The organism is Tautonia rosea, from assembly GCF_012958305.1.
GTDB classification, from domain to species: Bacteria; Planctomycetota; Planctomycetia; order Isosphaerales; family Isosphaeraceae; genus Tautonia; species Tautonia rosea.
Genome location: NZ_JABBYO010000019.1, coordinates 89,146 through 114,499 on the forward strand (window position 1 = coordinate 89,146; position 25,354 = coordinate 114,499).

General features: G+C 58.8%; 17 protein-coding genes and 1 pseudogene. 4 read left to right on the forward strand and 14 right to left on the reverse strand.

Going from position 1 to position 25,354, the window contains the following annotated elements; all coding sequences use genetic code 11:
• Positions 1–75: 75 nt before the first annotated feature.
• Both HG800_RS24085 and HG800_RS24090 read left to right on the forward strand, forming a co-directional pair.
• The gene (locus HG800_RS24085) at positions 76–1,467 is read left to right on the forward strand and encodes a serine/threonine-protein kinase (protein ID WP_169980394.1); all 1,392 of its coding nucleotides are present in this window, start codon (positions 76–78) and stop codon (positions 1,465–1,467) included.
• A 162-nt stretch (positions 1,468–1,629) separates the two neighbouring features.
• On the forward strand, positions 1,630–2,784 hold the full coding sequence (locus tag HG800_RS24090) for a lactonase family protein (protein ID WP_169980396.1): 1,155 nt from the start codon (positions 1,630–1,632) through the stop codon (positions 2,782–2,784).
• Positions 2,785–2,887: 103 nt separating this feature from the next.
• On the opposite strand, the gene bioA is transcribed toward HG800_RS24090, so the two are convergent.
• Genes bioA through queF form a run of 3 tightly spaced genes read right to left on the reverse strand, consistent with a single transcriptional unit; the run spans position 2,888 to position 5,478 of the window.
• A complete protein-coding gene (bioA, locus tag HG800_RS24095) occupies positions 2,888–4,267 on the reverse strand; it encodes an adenosylmethionine--8-amino-7-oxononanoate transaminase (protein WP_169980398.1) in 1,380 nt (459 codons plus the stop codon).
• Between the two features lie 27 nt (positions 4,268–4,294).
• On the reverse strand, positions 4,295–5,086 hold the full coding sequence (locus HG800_RS24100; protein WP_169980400.1) for an SAM hydrolase/SAM-dependent halogenase family protein: 792 nt from the start codon (positions 5,084–5,086) through the stop codon (positions 4,295–4,297).
• A 35-nt stretch (positions 5,087–5,121) separates the two neighbouring features.
• On the reverse strand, positions 5,122–5,478 hold the full coding sequence (queF, locus tag HG800_RS24105; protein ID WP_169980402.1) for a preQ(1) synthase: 357 nt from the start codon (positions 5,476–5,478) through the stop codon (positions 5,122–5,124).
• Positions 5,479–5,771: 293 nt separating this feature from the next.
• Here queF and HG800_RS24110 point away from each other — a divergent pair, with 293 nt between their 5' ends.
• Positions 5,772–10,130 (forward strand): amidohydrolase family protein, encoded by a 4,359-nt coding sequence (locus HG800_RS24110; RefSeq protein WP_169980404.1) that lies wholly within the window; start codon positions 5,772–5,774, stop codon positions 10,128–10,130.
• Between the two features lie 71 nt (positions 10,131–10,201).
• On the opposite strand, the gene HG800_RS24115 is transcribed toward HG800_RS24110, so the two are convergent.
• From HG800_RS24115 to HG800_RS24145, 8 genes and pseudogenes are all read right to left on the reverse strand, one after another.
• Entirely contained in the window at positions 10,202–11,116 is a 915-nt protein-coding gene (locus HG800_RS24115) for a hypothetical protein (protein ID WP_169980406.1), read from the reverse strand.
• Positions 11,116–13,227, reverse strand: coding sequence for a VWA domain-containing protein (locus tag HG800_RS24120; RefSeq protein WP_169980408.1), 2,112 nt, complete (start codon positions 13,225–13,227; stop codon positions 11,116–11,118). The genes HG800_RS24115 and HG800_RS24120 overlap by 1 nt, the downstream gene beginning before the upstream one ends.
• Positions 13,224–13,931, reverse strand: coding sequence for a hypothetical protein (locus tag HG800_RS27735; RefSeq protein ID WP_235963930.1), 708 nt, complete (start codon positions 13,929–13,931; stop codon positions 13,224–13,226). Before HG800_RS27735 ends, HG800_RS24120 begins: the two co-directional genes overlap by 4 nt.
• A gap of 507 nt (positions 13,932–14,438) precedes the next feature.
• A pseudogene (locus tag HG800_RS28545) lies at positions 14,439–14,741 on the reverse strand (FHA domain-containing protein); the annotation flags it as partial.
• A gap of 37 nt (positions 14,742–14,778) precedes the next feature.
• Positions 14,779–15,726, reverse strand: coding sequence for an FHA domain-containing protein (locus HG800_RS24130; protein WP_169980413.1), 948 nt, complete (start codon positions 15,724–15,726; stop codon positions 14,779–14,781).
• Positions 15,727–15,732: 6 nt separating this feature from the next.
• Positions 15,733–17,847: an Hsp70 family protein gene (locus tag HG800_RS24135; protein WP_169980415.1), complete on the reverse strand. Its 2,115-nt coding sequence runs from the start codon at positions 17,845–17,847 to the stop codon at positions 15,733–15,735.
• A 53-nt stretch (positions 17,848–17,900) separates the two neighbouring features.
• The gene (locus HG800_RS24140) at positions 17,901–18,566 is read right to left on the reverse strand and encodes a hypothetical protein (protein ID WP_169980417.1); all 666 of its coding nucleotides are present in this window, start codon (positions 18,564–18,566) and stop codon (positions 17,901–17,903) included.
• A gap of 59 nt (positions 18,567–18,625) precedes the next feature.
• Positions 18,626–20,290 (reverse strand): Hsp70 family protein, encoded by a 1,665-nt coding sequence (locus HG800_RS24145; RefSeq protein ID WP_169980419.1) that lies wholly within the window; start codon positions 20,288–20,290, stop codon positions 18,626–18,628.
• A gap of 283 nt (positions 20,291–20,573) precedes the next feature.
• On the opposite strand from HG800_RS24145, the gene HG800_RS24150 reads away from it, so the two are divergent.
• Positions 20,574–21,731 (forward strand): type I restriction endonuclease, encoded by a 1,158-nt coding sequence (locus tag HG800_RS24150; protein ID WP_169980421.1) that lies wholly within the window; start codon positions 20,574–20,576, stop codon positions 21,729–21,731.
• Between the two features lie 144 nt (positions 21,732–21,875).
• Here HG800_RS24150 and HG800_RS24155 read toward each other — a convergent pair whose 3' ends face one another.
• The 3 genes from HG800_RS24155 to HG800_RS24165 all read right to left on the reverse strand — a co-directional run bounded on the left by HG800_RS24155 (position 21,876) and on the right by HG800_RS24165 (position 24,697).
• A complete protein-coding gene (locus HG800_RS24155) occupies positions 21,876–22,541 on the reverse strand; it encodes a dioxygenase family protein (RefSeq protein ID WP_169980423.1) in 666 nt (221 codons plus the stop codon).
• 138 nt (positions 22,542–22,679) lie between these two features.
• Entirely contained in the window at positions 22,680–23,378 is a 699-nt protein-coding gene (locus HG800_RS24160; RefSeq protein ID WP_169980425.1) for a nucleotide exchange factor GrpE, read from the reverse strand.
• Between the two features lie 41 nt (positions 23,379–23,419).
• Positions 23,420–24,697: a hypothetical protein gene (locus HG800_RS24165; RefSeq protein WP_169980427.1), complete on the reverse strand. Its 1,278-nt coding sequence runs from the start codon at positions 24,695–24,697 to the stop codon at positions 23,420–23,422.
• Positions 24,698–25,354: the final 657 nt, after the last annotated feature.

A 25,354-nucleotide genomic window follows, 5' to 3' on the forward strand; every position in this document is an offset into this window, starting at 1 on the left:
CCCTCAAGGCTTGCCAGGCGGAAGGGTCGATGTCTCTTTCTTCGACCCGGGTCTTCCCCAAAGGTCCCCTGGCCCATGCTCCGGCTCGACACCTTCGTTCACTGCCTGATCAAGAGCCGCCTGCTCCCGTCTGAGGAGATTGAGCGCCTTCGAAGAGGACTCGCTCCAGGAACCGAGGATGATGCCGTTGCGTTCGCCCGGATGCTCGTCGATCGCGGATTGCTGACCCGATATCAGGCCAACAAACTGCTCAATGGTCGGACCTGGGGCTTCTTCCTGGGTGATTACCGAATTATGAAGCGGCTCGGCGAAGGCGGGATGGGTAAGGTTTACCTCGCTCGCCGGGAACGTGATCATCTCCGGGTCGCCATCAAGGTCCTTCCCCCGAAAAAGGCTCTTGAAGACGAACAGGCCCTGCGACGGTTCTACCGCGAGATGGAGTTGTCGAGGCGAGTTCGTCATCCAAACCTCACCCGCACCCTCGAAGTCGGGTCGGTAGGCGACGCGCACTACATGGTCATGGAGTACGTGCCGGGAGACAGTCTTTACAACCTTGTCCGAGGCATTCATGGTGGTTCCGGTCCGCTTCGATTCGACGAGGCGGCTCGATATTTCGTTCGCGTTCTCTCCGGGTTGCATGCAGCGCATGAGGCGGGGCTCGTTCATCGCGACATCAAGCCCTCAAACCTGATGGTCACGCCCGAAGGAGACGCCAAGATCCTTGACCTTGGGCTGGCCAAGTCGATGGGCGAAGAAGGGGCCTTGACCCACCCGAACGCGGTGGTCGGGACGCTCGATTACGCCAGCCCCGAACAGCTTGCCGACGCCTCTGGAGCCGATAGCCGGAGTGATCTTTACAGTACCGGCTGCACGATCTATTTCGCCCTTGCCGGCCGGCCACCGTTTGAGGGTGGAGATATTGTGAGCAAAATCTTCCGCCACCGGATGGAAGATCCTGATCCCCTTGAAAAACTCTGCCCGGACATCCCTCCCGCCTTTGCCGCCCTGGTCGCCAAGGCCATGGCCAAGCAGCCCGAGGACCGACATCAGTCGGCTCTCGAACTCCGCGCCGATCTGTCGCGTTGGACCGATCCCCGGTCGCTCCAGCAATTGACCTCCGGTTCCAAACGGACCTTTCGCCCTCCTCCTCCCGAGCTGGACGACAACGACTTTCGCCTCGACGGCGATCCCAGTCAATTCTCTGCACTTGGCGCGATCCGAGACCTGGGTGAAGCCGAGATCTCGGCCCCGCTGAGCAAACCTCCCGTCGTTCCTCGAACGGCCGTGATTCTCCGCGATGACGAACTGACCGACGAGGATTCTGACGACTCCGGCTCCTACCCGAATATCCCGGCCATTCCCCTTCCGACCCAGTCCGATGACGATCGTGTGGTCCGGATCACGTTCACCATTCTTGCGATCGTCGTGGTCCTGATCTTGCTCGCGGTCATGATTTCCAACTTCTGATGCATCCGCGGCTGAGGTTCTCGATCTGACCAGAGGCGATCGCAGACTCGCTTCGCAGTTCCGATCCGAGTAAGCTGCCGAGTGATGGCCCTTCGCGTGCCGACCAACTCCGGCGGCGATAGGGGCGACTTCTCGCTGATTCACATCTCGGAGTCCGTCCCCATGTATCACCGATCCGCTCTGCTTCTCACTCTCCTCGCGGTCAATATCGGCGTCAGTGAGGCCCACGGGCAGGAGAACGAACCTGTGCAGATTTATGTGGGAACCTACACGGAATCAGACGATCAGGGGATTAACCTTCTGGAAATGGACCCCGATTCCGGCCAGATCACCTTGAAGGGTGTCGTTGCGACAACCGAAAATCCCTCCTTCCTCGCACTGCATCCGAGCAAACCGCTTCTCTATGCCGTCAATGAAGTCGGCCAGTACGAGGGAGAATCGAGTGGAGCCATCAGCGCCTTCCGCATCGACCCCGAAGCCGGCAAGCTCACCCTGATCAATCAGCAATCCTCCAAGGGTGGCGCCCCTTGCCACATCATTGTCGATTCTGAAGGGAAGAACGTTCTGATCGCCAACTACAGCGGTGGGAATGTGGCGGTATTACCGATTGAGGCAGACGGTTCCCTCGGCGAGGCGAATGCCGTTGCTCATGAAGGTTCCGGTCCCAACCCGAGACGCCAGGAAGGTCCGCACGCCCACTCCATCAACCTCGACGCGACCGAACGCTTCGCCGTGGCCGCCGATCTGGGAATCGACAAGTACCTGGTCTACCGCTTCGATCCCGAATCCCACTCTCTGACCCCCAACGATCCCCCCGCCTCCTCGGTCCAGCCCGGCGCGGGGCCCAGACACTTCGACTTTCATCCCAGCAACCGGATTGCCTTCGGCATCAACGAACTGGATTCGACCGTTACCGCCTTCCGCTTCGATTCCGAGGCTGGAACGCTGACGGAAACGCAAACCGTCACAACCCTTCCCCCAGACTCCGACATCTCGAATTCCACTGCCGACATCCACGTCCACCCTTCCGGCAAGTTCCTGTACGGATCGAACCGCGGTCACAATAGCATTGCCATGTTCCGAATCGACGAGAAGGCTGCCACACTGACACCGATCGGGCATCAATCGACTGGCGGCTCCACCCCGCGCAACTTCGTCATCGACCCAAGCGGACGGTTTCTGCTTGCGGCGAACCAGGCAACGGGCTCAATCGTCGTTTTCCGGATCAATCAGGACGACGGCACCCTGGAACAAACCGAGTTCCAGGTCGAGGTGCCCTCTCCGGTCTGCCTCATGTTCGTGCCCAGAGGTTCCTGAGAGTCGGAGTCCCTGAACCACGCCGCTGATCGCCCCTCGCCAACCGTTTCCCTGATTCAATCAGGGAAACGGTTGGAGCAGGTTCATTGCGACTCCCCATCCCTCAAGAACTCGTGCCTTCCGTCACGTCTCGAACACAGTGAAGCATAATGTCCATCATCCGATTGAGCTGATCATGATGGATGCTCAACGGGGGCATCACGACCAGGACATCGCCGAGCGGCCGAATCAGCAGTCCGAAATCTCTTGCTCGGCGACAGACTCGAGGCCCGACCTGCTGATGCCACGGATACTCGGCCTTTGATTCAGGATCAAGCACCAACTCGATGCCTGCCATCAGGCCTCGCTGGCGAATGTCTCCGACATGCCGAAGCGCATTGAATTCCCGCAATCGCTCCCGCAGCAATTCGACCTTTGGGCCGAGTTGCTCCAAGGTCCGCTCCTCGTCAAAGACCCTGAGCGTCGCCAACGCCGCAGCCGCACCCAGGGGATTGCCGCCGTAAGTATGACCGTGCTGGAACGTCTTCCCCTCGGCTGCAGTAGCATCGAAGGCAGCAAAGACTTCCTCGGTTGTCAAGGTCGCGGCCAAAGGTAGGGTGCCACCGGTAATCCCCTTGGCCAGGCACAGAAAGTCCGGCGTCACGTTTTCCTGATCGCAGGCGAACATCGTCCCGGTGCGGCCAAACCCCACCGCGACCTCATCGGCAATCAGCAGCGTACGGTGTCGTTGGGTGATCTCGCGGAGCCCACGAAGATAGCCCTCTGGATGGACGACGATTCCGGCCGCTCCCTGCACGATCGGTTCGATGACCACCGCGGCGACTTTCCCTGGATACGCTCCGAGCAGGCGGTCGACCTCATCCAGGCAGGCGATCCCGCATTCCGAACGCTCCAGTCCCAACGGACATCGGTAGCAAAACGGAATCGGAGCCCTCAGCACGGGAAAAAGTAAGGGGCGGAACATGGTGTGGAAGCGATCGACACCGCCCAGGCTCACATCTCCGAGCGTATCCCCGTGATAGGCCCCCCCCAGCGCAACGAACATCGAACGATCCGGTTCGGGGGCGGTCGTCTGCCTCCAGTACTGAAAGGCCATCTTCAACGCGACCTCCACGGCGGTCGCTCCGTTATCGGAGTAAAAGACGCGGGTCAGACCTTGGGGAGCCCGTTCGACAAGGCGCCTCGCCAGTTCGATCGCCGTTGGGTGAGTCAGGCCCAGAAGGGTCGAGTGGGCGATAGCGTCGAGCTGCTCCCGGATCGCGTCGTCAATGGTCGGGTGCCGGTGGCCGTGGACGTTGCACCAAAGCGAGCTGACTCCGTCGAGGTAGCGGTTGCCATCGGAATCAATCAGCTCAACCCCGTCTCCGCGCTCGATGATCAAGGGCGACCCTGATGCCCAGTCGGCCTGAGCGGTAAACGGGTGCCAAAGATGCTCGATGTCCCATCGGCGAAGGGTGTCAGAGTCCGGGCGGGAGGTGGGCATGGTGTCGAGCGGGCTGTCTCCCGCGGATTATCCTTTCTTGCGGAACCAGACGGTGGCCCCTGCGCCACAGTCGAGAAAACGACTGGCATCTCCATTGACCAGAGACACTTCAAGCCATCCGGAACTACCAACCAGGCTCACCAAGGTTCCGGGGGGTTGCAGCCCATAGGTCCGGGTCAGCCCGGGGATCCGATGCCCGGCGATCTCGATGTCCCAGTCTTCCGGAGACGTCTCACCCAGCATCTCGACCGGAACGTTCGTGATCAGGTTCCCAAATGAGTCGCTGAAGATCACTTCTCCCACGACCTCGGCACCGTCTCGACGAGGTTCGACGGCCGGAAGTCGTGTGATGCCGTGCCTCGGGGGACCCAGTTCCTGAGGAGGACGACCAAGCAGCAGATGAGCTGCCGCCGGGGCAAGCAGGTCACGTCCATGAAAGGTGTTGGAAACCGGTTCGCGGGCAATTGCCCGGTTTTCCAGCTCGAAGACATCTTGCACGGAGTAGCTGCGGGCGACGTACGTCAGAAACCCATTATCGGGGAGGACGAACCACTGTTCGGCCATCCGGGCGGCGATGAGCCGACGCTGGGTACCCACCCCTGGATCGACTACCCCGAGATGCACCGTTCCCGATGGGAATGTGTCCACCACGCAGGCCAGCACAAAGGCGGCTTCCAGCACATTCTGCGGTCCGATCCGGTGGCTAATATCCACGAGTTGCACATTGGGCACCTGGGAGAGCACAACCCCCTTCATCGCTGCCACATAGGGACCATCGCCGCCAAAGTCGGTGGTGAGTGTCAAGATGGGCGGTCGCATAAACGGTCCCTCTCGGGTTTCAGGGCCGAAGCGTCTCAGCCAGTCGAGGAGGGCGAAGCCGCCTGATGTTGCACCGTAATCCGTGACGAAATTCCCCCCCGAGGAGTGAATTGCCCGATCACCGTCATTCGTCGAGGCTTACAGGCCGCCACCAGATCGTCGAGGATCACGTTGATCGAATTCTCGTAGAAAATGCCTCGATCCCGATACGATTGAAGGTACATCTTTAACGATTTCAACTCGATGCACCGGGCTTCGGGAATGTAATGAATCGTAATGGTTCCGAAGTCTGGCTGTCCGGTCTTGGGACAGACGGCAGTGAACTCCGGGCAAACGATCTCGATCTCGTAATCCCGATCGGGAAACTGGTTCTCGAAGGTCTCCAGCGACATGCTCGGCTCCCAGCAGGACCCCTCGTCAAGGGACGGTCGACGGGCCCTCAATGATCTATCTCGACCACGATCGATATCGCTTCGATTGTACCCAATCTCCCCTGGTCTCGTCCCCCCTTCCCTCCCCGACACCTTGCGACCGATTCGCAAAGATGGATAACGTAGGGAACACGCCACGATCCAGTCGTGAATGACCTCGTCTCCCTCTCCTGAGGTATTGCCGCGTTGGATCCGCCTTGTGAGACTCCTCCCCAAAGACGTTTGTCCTTCCCAAGGATTTCGAGACGTACATCATGACTCGCCCCCCGGAACCGCGGCCTCCTGCCCGATCGGGTAGAGACACAATCACCGCCGCGACGCTCCTTTGCGTCCTCCTTTCGCCGTCGATCAGTTGGGCACAGGGCGTCGAGCGTCGACCCGACTATCGTCCCGCAGCGTTTGCCATTACCGGGGCGACGATCGTCGCCAGCCCCGATCGCACCATCGAGGAAGGAACCGTTGTCCTTCGCGACGGTTTGATCGAGGCCGTCGGACCCACCTCAGAAATTGAAGTCCCCTACGATGCCGAGAGGATCGAGGGAGAGGGGCTCGTTCTTTATTCAGGATTTATTGATCTTTATACAACCATTGGTCAGGACGAGAACGTCCCTCGATCGGCCACCGGCCTCAGTCGGCCGATCCCGCTTCGCGAATTCGCACAGGCGAGCACCCCGCCCGACAACCGGAACGGCTTGACGCCGGAATTTCGGGTCGCTTCAGCATTGAAGCTCGACGAGAGCACCGTGCAGACTCGACGGAAGCTCGGCTTTACCACCTTGCTCTCGGCCCCGTCCGGAGCCATTGCCACCGGCCAGAGTGCCCTGGTTTCTCTCAGCGGGTTCGGCCGACGCGAGTCAATCGTCTCCGAATCGGTCGCCTTGCATCTCAATCTCGCCAGTCCCAGAGGACGCGAGTACGGCCTCTTTGATGTTTTTGGCATCCGCCATGACGAGCACTGCGCGGGACATACACACAGTCCTCAGGACGAGGTCTTGATCCACCTGATCGAAGAAGCCATGGCCGCCGCAGGCCCCCCCGATTCGGGAGGTTATCCCGGTGCTCTCATGGGGGTCATTGCTCACTTGCGTCAAGCAATGCTCGACGCCGACTACCACCATAAACTCCTCGAATACGCCCGTGAAAAGGGTGGGCCGCTTCCGCCCTTCGATCCGGGCCTGGAAGCACTCCACGCCTCCCGAACTGGCGCCTTGCCCGCCTGGTGGCAGGCGGACAGCCGGGATGCCATTCACCGCGTCCTCGATCTTGCGGAGGAGTTCGGCACCGGTGCGGTGCTCGTCGGTGGTCGTGACGCCTCCAAGGTCCTCGATCGGTTGAACGCCACGAAGACTCCGGTCGTGCTACGGGTGGATTTTCCAAAGGAGCCCGAAGTTCCGTCGGAGGCAGAGTACCGGGAGAAGCCCCTCGCCGAACGCGATCCTCCCCTCCGAGAGCTTCAACAGTCCAAAGCACGGTGGGACGAGCGAGTGGAACTCGCAGGCACTCTGGCCGAAGCTGGGATTCCCTTTGCTTTTTCCAGCAATGGTCTGAATCGTGTCGAGGACTTTCACGCCAAGGTCAGGCAAGCAATCGACGCCGGCCTCGATGAAGCCGCGGCCATCAAAGCCCTGACGATCGACGCCGCCCAGATCGCCGGAGTTTCCGATCGCCTCGGCACTCTCGAACCCGGCAAGCTTGGTCACCTCGTTGCCTGGGATGGATCGTACGGATCCAAGGACGCCAAGCTCCGCTACCTGTTCGTCGATGGTGCAAAGTTTGAAATGGACGCAGGTAATGGCCCACGTCCTTCCAGTCGGAACGCGCAGGATCGACCTGATCGTTCCGACGACGACTCGACCAAAGACAGCACTGAGTCAACGTCCGAAGGCGATTCTTCGGAAGAACCCGACGAGGCCGAAGTGCCGTTTGTTGATGTCGCGACTGAGTTCGATGAGGACCGCGTACCTTCCCTTTCTACGGGTGGGAACGTCTTGATTAAGGACGTGACAATTCTCACGGTCAGCAACGGGACGATCCCAAAGGGGTCCATCCTGATCAAGGACGGGAAGATTGCCGAGATCGGCCAGTCGATTGAAGCTCCCGAAGGCCTGACCGTCGTAGACGCGAAAGGGATGGTCGCATTTCCCGGCATCATCGACACCCATTCGCACATGGCAATTGAAGGAGGTCTCAATGAGAGCTCGCTTTCGATCAACCCCGAGGTTCGCGTTAAGGATGTGGTGACCAGTGACGACGTGACCATCTATCAGGGGGCGGCAGGAGGCGTTACCGCCGCCCGCTTGCTCCACGGATCGGCCAACACCATTGGTGGCCAGGATGCGGTGATCAAGCTCGTCTACGGTAAGGCTGCCCGCGATCTGATCGTCCGAGACGGCCCTCAGGGCGTCAAGTTCGCGCTCGGAGAGAATGTCACCCAGAAACGCGAGTCTCGCCCCGCACGTTTCCCTTACACACGCCCTGGTGTCGAGGCGGTCCTTGTCCGAGCCTTCGAAGAAGCCCGAGACTATCAAGCTCGGCGACGGGCCTTTGCCGACGCCATCGCCAGCGGCGAAGACGTTTCCCCCTTCCGCCGTGATCTACGGCTCGAAGCCCTTGCGAACATCCTCGACGGTTCGATCAAGATTCACAGCCATTGTTATCGAGCGGACGAAATCTTGATGCTCCTTCGCGTCGCGGAACGCTATGGAATGAAAGTTCAATCGCTTCAGCACGTACTTGAAGGCTACAAGGTTGCCGCCGAGATCGCCGCCCATGGCGCGAGCAACTCGACCTTCTCAGACTGGTACGCCTATAAGGTCGAGGCTTATGATGCGATTCCGCACAATGCCGCCCTGCTTACCGAGGCCGGCGCGGCGGTTTGCATCAAGAGCGACAGCGGCGAGGAGGTTCGACACCTCTCTGTCGAGGCTGCCAAGATGGTCCGCTACGGTGGTGTCACCGAGGACCAGGCACTCGCCATGATCACCCTGAACCCTGCTCGGGAACTCGGGCTTGATCACCGCCTCGGCTCGATTGAGGTCGGCAAAGATGCCGACATCGCGTTGTTTAATGCCCACCCGCTGGACGGTTTCGCCCAGTGCCAGCTCACCCTGATCGACGGCGAGGTTGCCTTCCAGCGCTACCACGGCAAGGACGGTCCAATCCTTCGTCCTCGACCGGGCAATCACGAGCAGATGCCTCAATCTTCCGAAGCGGTCCGATCCCAACAGGTCGAGATCGTAGCAAACCCGGACGGCATGTACGCCCTGATCAACGCAACGATTCACCCCGTCACCGGCCCGACCATCGAGGGCGGTACAATCATCATCAAGGGTGACACGATTGCCGAGGTCGGAGGTGCGGAAACGGCGGTTCCCGAGGGAGCTTCCACGATTAACCTCGCTGGGCTCGACGTCTGGCCGGGGATGATCGACTCTGGCAGTGATCTTGGCCTGAACGAGATCGGAAGCATCTCCGCCACTCAGGACGCCCAGGAACTTGCTCCGTACCAGCCCGAACTTCGCGCCAGCGTGGCGATCAATGCGGATTCGGCCCTGATCGCTGCGAACCGGATCGCTGGTGTCCTCTCCAGTTTTGTCCGTCCCACGGGAGGCACCATTTCCGGACAGGGTGCCTTGATTGACCTGAACGGTTGGGTCTGGTCCGAGATGGTGCAGCATGACGAGCTGGCACTCTACGTGAATGTCCCCCCTGCCCCTCCGGCAAACCTGGAAGATGTGCTTAGCCGCGTTTCTGCAGATTTCGCCAATCGGTATCGGGAACGCTTTAGAGACCGAGAAAAGCGTCTTAATGAGTTCAAGCAGCTGTTCCGCTCGGCGACTCGATTTGACGAGATCCGCCGGACCGCACTTGAGCGAGGAGAATTCCCTCCGGTCGACCCTCGACTGGAAGCCCTCGTTCCCTACGCGAGGGGAGAGAAGCCGGTCGTCTTCGCGGCCAACGGCCGGGGAGAGATCCTTTCTGCCCTCGATTTGTCCGACGAACTCAACCTGAAGGCGATCATTAGTGGAGGAGCAGACGCATGGAAGGTCGCAGGTCGGATCAAGGAATCCGGTGTCCCGGTTCTCATCACCGGCACCCACCGAAATCCTGGTCGAAATGACCCCTACGACGCGGCTTATGCGAATCCCGCCTGGCTCGTCGAGGCCGGTGTCACCGTGGCAATCACCTCGACCGGTGACGCGTCGGAGGTCCGCAACCTCCCGATGGAAGCCGCGATGGCCGTAGCGTACGGCCTGTCTGAAGAAGACGCCGTCAAGGCTGTGACTTTGGTTCCCGCGAAAATCTTCGGTGTTGACGATCAACTCGGCTCGATCGAGCCCGGCAAGCGAGCCAACCTCATCATTAGCGCCGGACATCTGCTCCAGCCGACGAGTGAGGTCAAGCACCTGATTATCAGAGGTCGGCCCGTCGCTCCTGAAAGTCGCCAAACGGAACTCTATGAGCGTTATCGTCGTCGGCTTTCCGAAATCCGAGACGGCTCCAGCCCGATCGGGCTGGTTCGAGATTCGGCAACACCTGCCATGAAGGTCGGAGAGATGAATCGTCAAGCGGACGAGCCGCCGAGCACCGATTCCGAGGCCGATTCCCGCTAATCAATCTCAGGAACGTTGACCAGGGCCGTCACCCCGAGATAGATCGCTCAGGGTGACGGCCCTGTGGTTCTTCACGGGGCAGGAATCGCTGTCAACGGGATTGCTTGAAACGCGATTCCGGACCATGACACGTCGGGATTCCAGCCTTCGTTGATCCGACCAAGTTGTTCTTCCACGGAGTCGTCTCCGATCGATCGAACACCCAGGATTTCACCCGGTAGTTGGCGACGGGCTGCCTCACGTTGTTCATTGTTAAGTCTCGACTCAGATCCAAGCATCCCCAGAACCGCCATCATTCGACCTGGTGGAGAATCGTCCCTGGTCGGTTCGATTGCAAGTCGTAGGAGTTCAAGCAGCTCGTATCGTGTGACCAACACACCGAACGTCTCAGGTGGAACATCCTGAATGCGAATCCACCCCCTGCGTTGTACCTTGCTCCACGGCTCGCTTGGCTCCCAAACCGCCACCCTTACCGCTTCGGAACTCCAATCAAGCACGGGAAAGGGAACCGAATCGAGCGAAAGAGGGCTCACTTCTCTGTCTCCCGGATCGGCCCGCATCGTGAGTGAACTCCCCGTCGGACAGAGAACCAGCCGTGTGTTCCAGGGAAGAACCACCCCAGCCTCGACCCAGCCAATGGGCCGGCGATTGCCGATTCGATAATGTGTCGGCTCGCCGCTCAAGGGCCAGATATCATAGACATCGGCAAAGATTCGACGACTGATCGTTTCTACAGGTTTCCCCTCGGGAACATCCGTCGCCTCCACTCCATCGCGCAGTAAGAGAACCTTCCGAAGGATCGGCCCCCCAACGCGAATCGGCTCGTTCGACTCTGGAAATGGGGGGCCGGATCGAAGTCGTTCGATGCCCGCCCAGACCGATGCACTCGCCGCAGCAAGCCAGTCCCTGCCTCGCCAACCGAGGATCGTCAGCACGACCAGGATCACAATCGTCGGCAATGGATAGCGCAGGGGAGGAGGCGTCATCAATTCACTCGCAACCGCGTTGCCGATCGCCAGCGAATCCACCCCGGCAGCACGGCAAGCCCCAACAGAATCCCGACCAGCACCAAGAACAATCGCGACCAACCCGCCGCCGGAACCACCATGCCTCGAATAAAGACTTCCGCCTGTGCTCCCACTGTGGCCGATCGATAATACACCGCGACGGGTCGCAATGTTCCATCAGGCAAGGGACGTTCAGTCCGGTACACCAATTGATACAACTGACCGAGTCGAGTCGCCAGTTCCTCATAGATCGCACGAAGTTGGTCGGCATTCCTCGCGGGCAAATATTGACCCCGAGTCTCGGCGGCCAGGCGTCGGAGATCGTTGCTGGCAATTTCCTCTTCGCTTCCAAGCCCGAGCGTAAAGACCGGCAAGCCGAGTCTTCGAGCCGCAAGGATTGTCTCATCCAGATCTGCCACTCGACTGAATGTGTCTTCTCCGTCGGTCATGGCAAGCACGGCCCTCCGGCCCGACTGCGAGGCAATCAACTCGAGGGCTTCAACCACGGCATCATAATATCGCGTTCCTCCCATCGGTTGCAGCTCATCCACAGATGCCTGGACTCGTCTCACATCCGTTGTAAACGGGCAAATCACCCGAATCTCATCACTGAACGCAATTACTGCCACGCGTGACCCAATCGGCATGACGCCGAGAAACGTCCGGACGGCCTCTTTCAACGCACCGATCCGGTTTTCCTCCTCCATGCTCCGGCTCTGGTCAACCACCAGAACGACGGTCGTTTCCCTCACCTCGCGAGACGTTGGAGCCTCGAACCGAAGAACCTCGACAGGTTGATCGTATTCCGTGACGCGAAAATCCTCCTGACCCGCATCGACCAACGCAGACCCATCCGGTCGAATCACCTCGAAATCGAGCGTAATCTCCGGGAACGCCGACTCATCCACCTGGCGAATGACGACTCGAACGGCGTCGTCCCCGGTCGTTTCTTCTGCCTGAACAATCTGGCGATCAACCTCCTCGACCTCGTCCTGCTCCGGTCCTGGAAGTCGCAAGACCCGATCCAACTCGAAGGCAAGGTTTGACTTTCGCAGGAACAGCAGCGCAAGGCATGTCTCCGGCAGTGATTGCCAGCTCCCCGGAGGCCAACCCCCGTTCGGAAGTTGTCGATTCAGTAGCGACTCCGCTCCGATTTCATACCAGTCTAGCCCGTTCAGTGTACTCAATCCCAACGCCACGCACACCCGTTCAAGCGACCAGAGATAGTACACATCCGTCGCTGGCCCAATGAGCCTCGCATCGGCCGCAACTCTGTCAAGCGCCCGCAAAAAAACAGGATCGGCAATCAACGCTTCCCCACGTGCCAGAGAGGTCAATCGCTCCGCGAGCGAAGGACGCGATGCCGCGATCGCAAGCCCCATGAGGCCTGCACAGGTCATCGCGGGAGCACTTGCGATCCCTGGCCGATACCCCCACCCGCCGTCAGGATTCACCGTCGAGCGCAGATGACCGTCGAGTGCCTCCAGCGCCGCGTCCGAGTTGTACTCGTGACGTCCCCCCGTCCAGATCCCGAGCAACGCAAACTGCGTGTTCGAGAGATCACCCGGACCACCGAGGAACCTCACTGTCTCACGTGGCGGTCTTGTCCCACCTTGATCTGCCGAGCCGGTTTCGTATGAAGTGCCCAGGGGAACGCGATACGACCAGAATCCGTTGTTGTGCCCACCTTCGAGCCGTCGAGCAAGACGTTGAATCAGCGTGTCGAGCTCTCCTCGGTTCGTCCCCTGAAGTCGAGACAGAAACAGAATTGCGAGCGCCAGGTCATACGTCTGATCCGAGGCAATCGCCAACTCCCGCACCACCTCTGAAGCCCGAACAATCGCCTCATCATCCGTCGATACCCCATTCTCCATCATCGCCAGTCCACACAGCGCCGTCATGCCAAGCCGATGGTCATGCGCCAGTCGATAATCCCAGTGTCCCGATCGCGACTGCTCCCTCCTGAGATACTCCACCCCCTTGGAGATCGCCTCATCGATTCTCGGATCAAGACCGGCATGTTGCCCCATCGCCTGGGGAGAAACGACTCCGAAAGCGATGATCAACCCCATGACTCGAATCATCATCATGACTCGTTTCCCAGGTTCCGACCCGCATAGGGCACGACTCGCAACGACCCGGCACCAAGTCCAGCCCCAAGGAATCCCCAGAGCAGCACGAGCATCACCAGATTTGAGGAAGTACCCACCCCGAACAGGGGCTCCACGGCTTGACAGGTTGCGACAAGAAGTATTGCAATCAGCATCCCTGAAAACGCACCTGAGAATACACCTGAAGGAATGTCCCACACTCCGCCTCGCCTGAAGCATCCCATTCCTCCCAGGATGCCCCCGATCACCCCAAGCACCACCGCTGGCCCCGGTAGCAAGGCAACCGAGGTGAACCCGCTGGCAGCCCCGACCCCCAGTCGCAACAGGAACCCAAGTGCTGCTCCTCCCAGAATTCTCGATCGACCACCCCGACGAGCGATCCATCCGGTAACCGTATCTGTAAGCAACTCAGGCGACCAACTTCCTTGATTCCCACCTTCGAACGGCCCGAGAGGTTCTTCGCCTCGGGGAATCGGTGACTCCACCACCACCCCAACGCGAGCCTTGCCTCCATTGCTTTCCACCACAATGGTGGCTTGAAGCCGACCTGGAAACGAATCGGGAGTCGCGATCGAGAACGGCACTTCGGTTTCATCAACGGTGGAAAATTCTCGAACATATTCCGGAGTAATGATTAGCCAGTCTGCATTGTTCGGTTCCACTCGGAGCGTCGATCGAAGCATCCGGAATCCGACGTTGGACACTCGGAAGGATTGACGCGTGGTGGCCCCAGGCGTTGCCCGCACTCGCAACGAACGAGGATGAACGTCCAGCTCGGGATGACTCGGTTTCGATGTCGGAAGTGTACGAAGCCAGGCATCGAGACGATCATCCGGTGATCCCGGGTAATCGGCTCTCGGGGCCAGGTCGCCTCGTCCCACGGAATAAAGATATGCCGCTAACCGTCCAGAGACCAACTCCTCCCTCAACCCGCCCCATCGTTGGGCCGATACGGTAATGAAGTCGTCCCAACTTCGGCAGGTGGGACCGTCTTTCATTACGAATGCCAGTGGAGCGACCGCCCCATGCGAGGGTCGAGGCGGGTCGGCCGGTCTTCGAATCGGCTTCGGATTTACCGTCGCTTCCGATCGTACTTGACTTGCAACGCTTCCTGACTGCGTCTTCGATGAAGTCGATGCGAGCTTCGACACATCAACGACAACGCGCAATTGAACTCCCCCAAGCTGGAGAACGTCTCCCTCGGTCAGGGGCTGAGATTGTCCAGGAAGCACTCGACGACGATTGAGAAACGATCCTCCGGGACTCTCCAGATCCACCAACACCAGCCCCGATCTCGTCAGCTCCACCGCGGCATGGCAGGCCGCCATCTTCCGAGATGAATTCGCTTCCTGCTCTGACAGATCTATTCCCGCGTTCGCTCCAGGTGCGTTGCCCAGGACGACTCGTCCCGGCTGCAACGGGTAACGCCGACCGACGTCTCGACCGCGGACGACCTCCAGCAACCAGTTCTTGGACTCGAGCGAAGCGTTCATCGGCAGGTCTACTCGCACTCGACAGCGCAGGTCTCAATCAAGAGATTCCATCGCCAGACCGCATTCCACCCCGGCTCCGGAATAGCAGTGAGGTGCGGCCCAATTCGATCCGATCACCATCGTTCAGAAGCGCCTCACCAATCACGGGTCGACCATTCAGGCGAGTCCTGCCCTGAGTATCCAGGTTTCGAAGTACATGCCCCTCGGCCGTTCGCTCAATCTCAGCATGGCGACGCACGATGGTGGCATCCCCAAAAAGGCCGATCTCGGCCCGTTCATCCAGACCAACCCGCGCAAGTGAGGTCGCCAGCAGGTAGGAACGCCCCTCCTGCCGACCATTGAGTACCATGACCCACGATCGTCTGAGCACCTGTTCCACCAGCGCCAGGAACACCCCCAGCCCCGCGCCGAGGATTGCCACCCCAAGTCCCTGACTCAGGTCGTAACGGTTTCCAAGCCCTTCTCGAAGCACCTCGAACAGAAACCCTCCCACCAGTCCCCCGATTCCTCCCCCGATCAGACCGTAGACGAGGCGTTGCTTCGATCGCGAGGCGATTCCCTGGCTCAGGCCGATTCCGAGCCCAAGTATCGACCAGGCGACGGCCCGTCCGAGAGGCCCGCCGCGAAGCCCTCCGAGCACCAGCTCGCCGAGCACCAGGCCGATCATGCCGCCAATCGCTCCTGCAATAGCTCCCCAGGTGGCCGATCGTGCAAGTTTTAGCGGAGCTCCGTCCCGAAGCGGATCCACTGCGTTGAGAAAGAATCCGATCGTGCCGCCCAGCATCGCCCCTGCAAGGAGGTTCCGCACCCACCAAAGCCGATCCGCCTGTCGAATCAGGTCAAAAGGCCGAATCATTTCCACATAGCAGTACAAGCCCACAACTGCACCCAGGGCACCCGCAATCGCCATCGCATACACCTGGCGGGCATTACTGCGAAGCGTCTGAGTAAGTGATCGGGGTTCTACGGGAACAGCATGAGACATCTCAGATCATCCGCCTCGTTCCATCAGTCGGAGGGAACGTCCCCCTTCGGCAATCACGCGGGCGATGTGACCAAAGGCCTGCACCAACTCTCCTCGACGCGCGAAGATCGAACCTTCCTCGGTACTGGCCAACCGTCGCAGATAGTCAAGGTCGGCGTCTCCTGTGCCAATGGCCACAATTTCGACCCCGTCCTGTTTGGCAAGATCTGCCTGTTCGACGGCCGACTCGGGGGCATCCGGGTAGCCGTCGGTGAGCAGCACAAGGTATCGGGTCCGATCCAGCTCGGTCAAATGAGCATGGGCCAGTTCAATCGCCTCAGTCAGGTTCGTTGTTCCTTCCGCGACCAGACGATTGATCGCGGCCAGCACCCGGCGCGCATTGTCGGTGGCGTCAGCCTGCAAGTCCACCTGATCTGAAAAGGAGATCAAGCCCACCTCAGTGTGGGTGAAGTCGCAGCGGTCAAGAAAAGCCCGTGCCGCCTCTTGTGCCTCAACGAGCGGATCACCCGCCATGCTGGAAGAGACATCGATGAGCAAGAAAATGCGAATCGGTGCCACGTCTCCTTCCACCGATCGCGATTCGGGAGGCCTTCCCAACCACGACAGGTCATCCGGAACCGGTTCCACCTCAACGGTCAGCCCGTGCCCGGTATCGCGTTGTACTCCCGAAACCTGCACCACCCCATCACGGTCGTAGGAGAGTGAGACATCAATCTCCACCTCGGCATCGGTTGCCTGGATCCCGGTGAAGACATATTTCCCAAGAATCGTGCAATCAAGCGGATCGGGGCTTTCTCCCTGGGTCAGGTAGACCTCCATCCGATCGTTTGCACCACCGTGCGTTGCAAGGCGGTACGATCGTGTCTCGCAGGCAGGAATCGGCAAGTTTCTTCGAATTACGGTGTCGTTTACATAGCGCGATCCGTCCGGGCTGATGGCGACAGTCCCCAGGCTGTGCGACATCACATCCTTGATCCGCTTGGCTCCAGGCAGGGTGAACGAGGGGGCAAACGCCGGCTTGCTCCCTCCCAACGTGAAGCGGGGACGGGCATCCTGAGGCTCGTCGTCTCCCGCGAGGATCGCGGCCTGGATCACCGCTCCCAGCGCGACGACTTCATCCACGTTCACTCCTTCTCGAGGAGGCTGACCGCTCATCTCGGTCACGAACTTCCGGACCATCGGCATCCGGGTGGATCCCCCCACAAGCAAGACACCCGACAGATCCGACCATCGAAGCCCGGCCGCCTGAATGGCCTCCTCGGTCAGCGCCCGCGTTCGCTCCATCAAGGGGAAGGTCATTCCTTCGAATTCGTCTCGACTCAGTTCAAAGCTTCTTCGGTCGGCACCGAGCTGGAGCGTCACCCGGGTCGCTGATCGTTCCGAGAGCTGCCACTTTGCCTGCTCACTCCTCACCAGAACCTCATTCAGCGCAATCGGATCATCAAGCGGATCGAACCCGGTTTCGGCCTCGAACCGCTCGGCAAGAAAGGTCGCGATCCGGTCATCCCAATTTTTGCCGCCAAGATCATGGTCGCCCGTGGTCGATCGGACCACGATTTCCTCTGGTGTAATCGTGGCGACGGTCACATCAAACGTTCCTCCGCCAAGATCGTAGATCAGAACGGTTTCCTCGACCCCGCTGCGTTGCAGTCCGTAAGCCAGCGCCGCGGCGGTCGGTTCGTTGATGATCCCCATGACCTCCAGCCCGGCTCGCGATCCTGCATCGATCGTGGCCTTGCGCTGTGGATCGGCGAAATACGCGGGCACGGTGATAACTGCTTGCGAAACCGGTTCGCCGATCACCGCCTGAGCGTCCTCCTTCAAGCGAGCCAGGACCAGAGCGGAAAGCTCCGTCGCGTCGTACTCGCGATCACCGAAGCGGAGCGAGAAGAGTGGGTTGCCCATCTGCGGCTTGAAGAAACTGGCGATCTGATCATCGCCAAGTCGGGCGTATTCCCTGGCTTCCTGACCGATGCTTGGAGGATCGGTACCGAAGTAGAGAACCGAAGGAGTGATGGTCGCGCCCTCTCGGTTCGGGATCACTTCCGGACGACCATAAGTGTTGCGGCGTGCGACGACGGAATTGGTCGTCCCCAAGTCGATTCCGACAATGGTACTCATGTCGTCAACACTCCGGCTCGACCCGCAATCCGCCACGCACGACTTGCCCAAGCTCAGAAGGCTCCGTGAAGTTCCAGGGCCCTGGTCCCTAATAGGAACATGAGAAACCCAATCGTTGACCCCGCAAAAAACGGCCAGAGATCATCGAATCGTGTTACGAGATAATAACCTGTATAAATCGGAATAAAAAGATACAGCATTCCATGCAGGAAATCTTCGCAGAAAGCGGCGTACGCTCCTACGAAGTAACCGATTGCAGTCAACAGTAGACCCAGGACGACCAGGACCAGCCCTCCCCAGCCCCCGAATCCAGGGATGGCGAACGAAACCCCGGTCAGCACCAGTCCCGTGGCTAAGATCACCCCAAGCACCTTGACCCGAACATCCCCCCTCCACTCCTGGAATTCCTCACGCGGGTTGACCGGTTTTCTCAGGGTAGGTCGGAGCCGATCGACGGGAACGTTTTCGAGGGAACCCTCTCGAAACGAGGGGGTGAACGTCGAGGTGCCTCGTTCGACTCGAGGTGCCAGGGCGACGGGAGCCGCCTCTCTATCGGGGGGTTCCGCCAGTTCGTAAGCATTGGCAGCGGACTCACCGGGTTCGGGCAACACAAAGACTGCCTTGCAATGCTTGCAACGGACCGAGCGACCCGCCCAATCGGTCTGAGCCTTCCCCGGAGCAGCACACGAGGGGCAGGCAAACTCAAACGTGATGGTCATGGGCTGGTCGCTCCCCGTCGGGTAATCCGCTCCTGATCGGGCCTGCCGAAGTCAATCGATCACGACACCTGCATCAAGCGAAGCGCCGTCGACCGTTCCTCGACGTCCTCGGCGCTCATGACGGCCTCGGTTTCGAACTCGACGTCAATTGAGCCGCCCCCGGTCAGGTCCTTGGCCGATACAGTCAGCCGCCCATCCCGCGTAATGCCAAATGTCACCCGGATCGGACTTTTCGACGGGAGGCCTTCGGGCAGGTGAAGCTGAGCGATACCCACCTCCTGGCAATCGGCCGGCTCGGGGCTGTCGCGCTCGCCTGCCATCACCCGGATATCCACGCCCGCTTGATTCGCCTGATCCGTACCGAAATCCTGGGTGCTCTCCATCGGCACCTCTCCATTACGCGGCAAGAGATAGACGACCACATCAAGCCCCTCGTCGTTGCGGGCAATCACGCCGAGGCTCTTGGACAGGACGTTGACGATCTGGGTGCTTACCAGCTCTCGAACCGGGCCGGTCAGGGTGAATCCGGTCTCCTGCTCGATCTTGTCGAGCGCTTCCTGCATTTCCTGTTCACTGACGGCCGAGGGATCGAACGTACCCGACTCGTTTCCTGCTCCAGGCAAGTAATTGACGACTTGCTGCTGAATTGACTCCTTGAAGCCGTAGAGCGCGGCCCCCTTAGCGACCGCTTCATCCGGGTCGAAACTGATCGGCTCGATCTCGAATTCGGCCACCAACCGATCGTGAACCTGGGGCATCCGCGTCGCCCCACCGACCAGTATGAGCGAATCAAACGAGTCAAATCCTTTTGCCTTGGCGTCGGCCAGCATCTCGCGGGTCAGTTCCAGAGTCCGATCCATCAGGTGCCGGGTGATCGCTTCAAAGGTCTCCCGATCGAGTTCTACACGGGCCGATTGCCCGGCATGAGTCACCCGGAAGGGAGCCTTATCGCGCTGAGTCAGCGTCTTCTTGCCACGCTCTGCCTGAAGGAACAGGTCGTTGAGGACTTCGGAGTCGTCCATCGGATCACTGTCCAGGCCGGTCTGTTCGCGGAACTGATCGGCCAGGTACATCACAACCGCTTCATCCCACAGCGTACCGCCGAGTCGGTGATCGCCACCGGTGCAGATGACTCGGATCAAACGATCCTTGATCTCGATCATCGTCACGTCGAACGTGCCGCCACCAAGGTCATACACGAGGACCACCTGATCTCGCTCTTGCTCCAGGCCGTAGGCGATTGCAGCAGCGGTCGGCTCGTTGAGCACGGCCCGAACGTTCAGTCCCGCCAGTGTCCCGGCATTCGCCGTCGCCTCGCGCTCGGCCGTGCCGAAATAGGCCGGGCAGGTGATCACCACGTCGGTGATTTTTTCCTCGTCTCCCAGACCGAGTGCAACCTCGGCATCGCCGACGACCTTGCGCAGAATGAACGAGCTGATGTCCTCAGGGCTGTAGGCTTGCCCTTCATACTCGAACACGTAATGCGGGTCGCCCATGTGCTGCTTGACCCGGCTGACCACACGATCCGGCTCGACCTTCGCCGACTCCTTCGCCGTGTTCCCCACGATGATCGCATCCCCGTCGAACAGGACCACCGACGGCGTGATCCGCTCACTCTCCTGATTCGGGACGATCACCGGCTTGCCGTGCTCATCAACGTAGGCAATCGCCGAGTAGGTCGTCCCCAGGTCGATGCCGTAGACCCGTTTCATCGGCTCACTCACGGCAAATACTCCTGTTACTGCAATGGTGTGGGAAACGCAGCAGAATCTCGATGAAAGCCCAGTTCCTGAATATTCGCCGCTACCGTTGTCCTATTTTAGTGGATTTGCCACGTCGTAACAGTAGTGGTGTCCGGATCATCCGTAGGCTGAAGTAGCCATCAATTCACACAGCCTATCTTTCATGGAATTCGGTTCTTGATAGTACTCAATTAGTTTGAGAAAATCTATCTTGCCAGAAAATGAGAGTAATCACCTAAACTCACATCCCTGCTAGGGTTAGCAAATGGACCTCATCGATCACCTTGCACAGATTGCTGCTCGAATCCCTGCGCATCGTGTTCATCTTGCCACCGAGGAGGCAACGAAGAATGCGTTGGTTCTACCTCTAATCAATGCTCTTGGATACAACGTCTTTGACCCGACGGAAGTCGTTCCTGAATTCGTTGCTGATGTGGGAACCAAAAAAGGCGAAAAAGTTGATTATGTGATAATGAGAGACGGAAAACCCGCAATCTTGATTGAGTGCAAGTCAGCTGGATCGAAACTGAGTATTAATCATGCGTCACAATTGTTCAGATATTTCACTACAACTGACGCACGGTTTGCCGTTCTTACCGATGGCATTGAGTACCAATTTTACACAGACATCGAAGCACCTAACAAAATGGATTCGCATCCATTTTTTGAATTTTCGATGCTGAGCTTAGATTCGAAGATCGTCGAAGAAATCAAGAAGTTCTCAAAACAATCGTTTGACCTGAATAACATACTATGCAACGCAAGTGAGCTAAAGTATAAAAAGCAGATTCGCGGTCTCTTGAACAACGAGTTAAACTCACCTTCCGAAGAGTTTGTCAGGTTATTCACGAAGCAAGTATATAACGGATCCATTACGACAAGTGTCAAGCAGCAATTTACTCAGCTTGTTGGAGATGCATTTCGAGATTTTATCAAAGAGATGGTCCAGCAACGAATTCAATCCGCTCTTGACGGAGTGGAACCTGTTGCGTCGTCATCAACTTCAGACGTCCCAGGAGTTGACCTCCAAGAGAATGATGAGGAAATCGTGACGACTGAGGAGGAAACCGAAGGATATCATATTGTGCGAGCGATTCTCTCTAAACATGTCAATCCACAGCGCATCGTCATTCGCGACACCAAAAGTTATTGTGGAATTTTACTTGACGACAACAATCGCAAGCCGATTTGCCGTTTACGTTTTAATTATTCACAAAAATACGTAGGACTTTTTGACTCTCACAGAAACGAGGAGAAGTTTCCGATAGAGGCTCCAACCGATTTATTTAAATTTGAATCAAGACTTGTGAACACAGTCATATTCTACACAAGCCAACAACAAAAATCGAAAACTCCAGATCTACAGTCAGAAAATGGTCAGAGCCTTAACGATGCACCCAACACCGAATTAAGCGAACTCTAACACCACAATAATCTTAACACTGGTTGATATTACTATTTATCTTTGAGAGGGATGAAGCGATTGGGTGCTTCAATCCCGGAACGATGAGATTACGCATCATCCCTCTCGCTTTTCCAGTTTATCACCGATCGAGCTTGAGAATTGTTAACCCTGCGGGGTCATCCCCAGCACGACGTCGAACCGAGCCTCGAGTTCCCCGATTCGAGAGTCTTCGATCGGCTTGAAATCCACCAGAACGGCATTGCGATCCGCCGGATCGGTGATCCTCCGAAGAATGCCGTCACGCTCATTGCCAGGGTGTCCGTTGATATAACACTGGGTAGTGAGCAGCGGCTCCCGACCGTTCCAAATCTTGAAATGAATGTGGGGCGTTCGTCCAGGGTAGGGAACCGGCTTGATCGTACGGAAGTAGTAGGAACCGTCCGAACCGGTCAGAAAGCGCCCGAATCCCTGGAAATTTGCGTCACGATCGCTTCGATTCGCGCTTCCGGTGTGCAGGTAGGCCCCGTGATTATCCACCTGCCAGATCTCAACCAGGGCGTTGCGCACGGGCGATCCCGAAGCGTCGAGAATGCGGCCCGAAAGGTGCGTGACTTCACCAACGGCAGGGGTAATCTCATCGTTGATTCTCAGGAGATCATTATCCGTGTCCAGCGGGAGCTGGTTCGGATAGAACGGTCCTTCCGTCTGCGGGGGGGTGCGAACCAACTCCTCAGCAAAGGCTCCCCGGACCATGAACATGGCTGCGCCGAACGAGAGCCCACCGATCATCTGACGTCGATCGAAGCGACGGTTGTCCCATCGTCCCATTCCGGATCTCCTCTCAGGCTGAAACCATTTCCCCAAAATCGGGGAAGAAACGCATTAATCCTTCCGAAGAAGAGCGACAAACCTCACCCGATCGGCTCATCGACCGTTCTGACGTTTCTGGTGAATCGGTCAGGCGACTCAGGATGGCGATGAACGGTTCAACGCGTAGACCGAGACCAGTTCCGGCCGAATCACCTTCTCTCCCATCGAAAACCCCGGACGCAGCCGAACGGCAATGCGTTTGGCTTGCCCCGGATCGTCAGTCGGCACCGTCGATACGGCCCGTTGCCGGCGAGGATCGAACGTCTCATCCTCGGTTCCGAACGGCTCGACACCCTGGCGGTAAAGGATATCTTCAAGTCCTTGCTGAACGTCTCGAAGGACCTGCGTATTGTCCGCTCCACCGATGGCATCGGCCATCTTCCCCAGATCGTCGTGCAACTGGATCAGGTCAATGAAGATCGGTTTCGTGATCTTCAACAACAGGTCGTTCTTGTATTCCTGTAACTCCGCGTGAAGCCGGTCCACCACCTTTTCTCGGCTCGATTCCGCCCGGAACTCCCGGTCCATCACGGCTTGAAGCCGATCCATGCGACCGCCAAGTTGCGTAATGGCTTCAAGCACGGGAGCCATCGAGTCCACCGTTGGTTCCTGAGCCTCCACCTGTTCCGGCTCGATCCTCAACTCGGCCGGATTCTCCCACGTATCCACCACCTCATAAGCCGAGGCCGCCATGATCATGGCAACCTCGACCGCTTCGGGCTCGACCGACGGCATTTGCGCCTCTTCGGTCTCGGGTGGAACCTCGGTCTCTTCCGGGCGAGTCGCGTCACTCATGATCGGCTCGGAAAAAAAAAGGGCAGCGTATCAGTCAAATCTCATGAACGAATCAACTTTTGCTGCTGAAGCAACCACAGAAGCGGGCGTTCGACAAGCAACGGGGTCGGCAGCGGTTGGGCCGCATCATCCTCGGCTGCGGCGGCATCCCCGAGTGCCGAACATGCGAAAAACCGATGGCGGGGAAAATCGATGCTCAAATGCTCCAGAAACGACATCTGATCCCACCGCCTCATGGCGGCCTGAACTTCGTCATGAACCAGTTGATCGCTCAACTGCCTCACGTTCTTGCCGGGAACTGAGGTCGCAACCTCATGCAGCGATGTTCCAGAAGCCATCAATGGTCCCCAACGATCGAGCTTGTTTAAACAAATCGCCAGTGGCACTCGGACCGGAGTCCGTTCGAAGAAACTGGCGAGCTTTGACAGGTCCTCCCGATAGTCGGCCGGTGGCGCAATCGACTCCTTCGGGGTCAAGCGGATTCGAGGGTCCGACGCCACCTGCGGCAACCGCATCGGATCAATCAGCAAGAGCAACCCTTTTGCTCGCTGAATCAGGTGGCCGGCTTCCCGACGAAGCACTGAGAAATTCATCTCCCAATCTTCACCCGCCATATCTGAGAACGAAAGCAACGGCTCTGCTCCCCCCTTCCCCCGACGCTTCACTCGATACACCAGCGGTTGCAAAACGCGCCGGTTCATTTCCAGTGGAGGAGTCGGCATATGGGACTGACGGGTCACCTCTCCCCACTGGCCCACACCGATTCCCTCCATTGCCGAACCGTACGTGACCTCCTGATATTCCTGACGGTATCGACGACGGACCTCCTCGTCGATCGGCTCCAGCAAGAGGCCGCGATCGGGGCCAACATGCTGATTCAGTTCGTGCAGGACCACCGTCATGAACGTCGTTTTTCCCACCGATTGCGGGCCGAAGATCGTCAGATGCCCCGGCCTTCGGGCGATCGCTGCCTCAGGCATCCGTTGATGGCATCGCGGACAAAGGCGGCAATCCGTCGCTCGACCGCACTGAGGACAGTCCAGCGACCCCGGCAAGATCATCCAGTCCATCAGGCGACGAACACCCCGGCGCTCGTCTTGCCTCGGATCGATCCACCAGGGACTTCGAACCATCGAATCCGCGTTCGGACCGAAATAGGTCCGCGTCAGAATCGGATCTTCTACCTGTCGGCCAAAGTCGTTCTCGCAGGCCGTACTCTCACACTTGATGTGAAGCTCAAAGGCCGCAAACCGCTCGAAACAGAACGGACACTGCACGCGCCGAAGCGGATCGAGTCGAGTCAGTAGGTCCAGCGGCATCAGCAGACTCGGGCGACAGGACGAAGGGGCCTGTCCGGCGACCTCGCGGAGACCGGGCGATCAATCCATCCTCGCTCAATCGCCAGAGACGATCAACGGTCCAGCAGGCTTGCGGTGGATCAGTCAACCTCCGAGGTTCACCCAATCCTCACCAAGATCGACTGTTCATCGACCCACAAGAGGACTAAAATCTGAATGATCCGCTCAATCCCTCTTGATCCGAGCTGGGCCATTGAATCGCCCTTCGGTCCTGATGCTTCGTCGTTTTCCCTTCGCCGCCTGGATCACCCTGAGCGCCGCTCTGGTTGCGGCCGGTGCCTCGATCCGATTCGACGGCACGTATCGGGTGTCTGATCAGCTCGTCCTGGGCATGCTCTTCTTCGTGGCGGCGTTCATGCTCACCGTCGCCCTGATCTGCTGGCTGCCACTTCTGCGCAGACTTCCCGACGCCCGGTCCACCGGCCGAATCGTCATCCTGTTTGTCCTTGCCCCCGCCCTATCGATGGGACTCCTGGCCAGCATGGCCTTCGAAAGCAAGGAGGCAGCCGCCGCTCGGCACCGTGCTCACCTCCTGCGCGTGGCTCAGATCATCGTCGAGGATTACAACCAGCGCGGACGGATGCCCGTCCTCCTGGACGATGCTCTCGAACGCTCCCG

Coding starts and splice junctions, on each gene's coding strand:
- HG800_RS24135 (WP_169980415.1), bottom strand. CDS start 17,847: ATGAGTACCATTGTCGGAATCGACTTGGGGACGACCAATTCCGTCGTC.
- HG800_RS24100 (WP_169980400.1), bottom strand. CDS start 5,086: ATGCGACCGCCCATCTTGACACTCACCACCGACTTTGGCGGCGATGGT.
- HG800_RS27735 (WP_235963930.1), bottom strand. CDS start 13,931: ATGCTTCGATCGACGCTCCGAGTGGAACCGAACAATGCAGACTGGCTA.
- HG800_RS24090 (WP_169980396.1), top strand. CDS start 1,630: ATGTATCACCGATCCGCTCTGCTTCTCACTCTCCTCGCGGTCAATATC.
- HG800_RS24130 (WP_169980413.1), bottom strand. CDS start 15,726: ATGTCTCATGCTGTTCCCGTAGAACCCCGATCACTTACTCAGACGCTT.
- HG800_RS24085 (WP_169980394.1), top strand. CDS start 76: ATGCTCCGGCTCGACACCTTCGTTCACTGCCTGATCAAGAGCCGCCTG.
- bioA (WP_169980398.1), bottom strand. CDS start 4,267: ATGCCCACCTCCCGCCCGGACTCTGACACCCTTCGCCGATGGGACATC.
- HG800_RS24155 (WP_169980423.1), bottom strand. CDS start 22,541: ATGGGACGATGGGACAACCGTCGCTTCGATCGACGTCAGATGATCGGT.
- HG800_RS24110 (WP_169980404.1), top strand. CDS start 5,772: ATGACTCGCCCCCCGGAACCGCGGCCTCCTGCCCGATCGGGTAGAGAC.
- queF (WP_169980402.1), bottom strand. CDS start 5,478: ATGTCGCTGGAGACCTTCGAGAACCAGTTTCCCGATCGGGATTACGAG.
- HG800_RS24120 (WP_169980408.1), bottom strand. CDS start 13,227: ATGATGATGATTCGAGTCATGGGGTTGATCATCGCTTTCGGAGTCGTT.
- HG800_RS24160 (WP_169980425.1), bottom strand. CDS start 23,378: ATGAGTGACGCGACTCGCCCGGAAGAGACCGAGGTTCCACCCGAGACC.
- HG800_RS24140 (WP_169980417.1), bottom strand. CDS start 18,566: ATGACCATCACGTTTGAGTTTGCCTGCCCCTCGTGTGCTGCTCCGGGG.
- HG800_RS24165 (WP_169980427.1), bottom strand. CDS start 24,697: ATGCCGCTGGACCTACTGACTCGACTCGATCCGCTTCGGCGCGTGCAG.
- HG800_RS24150 (WP_169980421.1), top strand. CDS start 20,574: ATGGACCTCATCGATCACCTTGCACAGATTGCTGCTCGAATCCCTGCG.
- HG800_RS24115 (WP_169980406.1), bottom strand. CDS start 11,116: ATGACGCCTCCTCCCCTGCGCTATCCATTGCCGACGATTGTGATCCTG.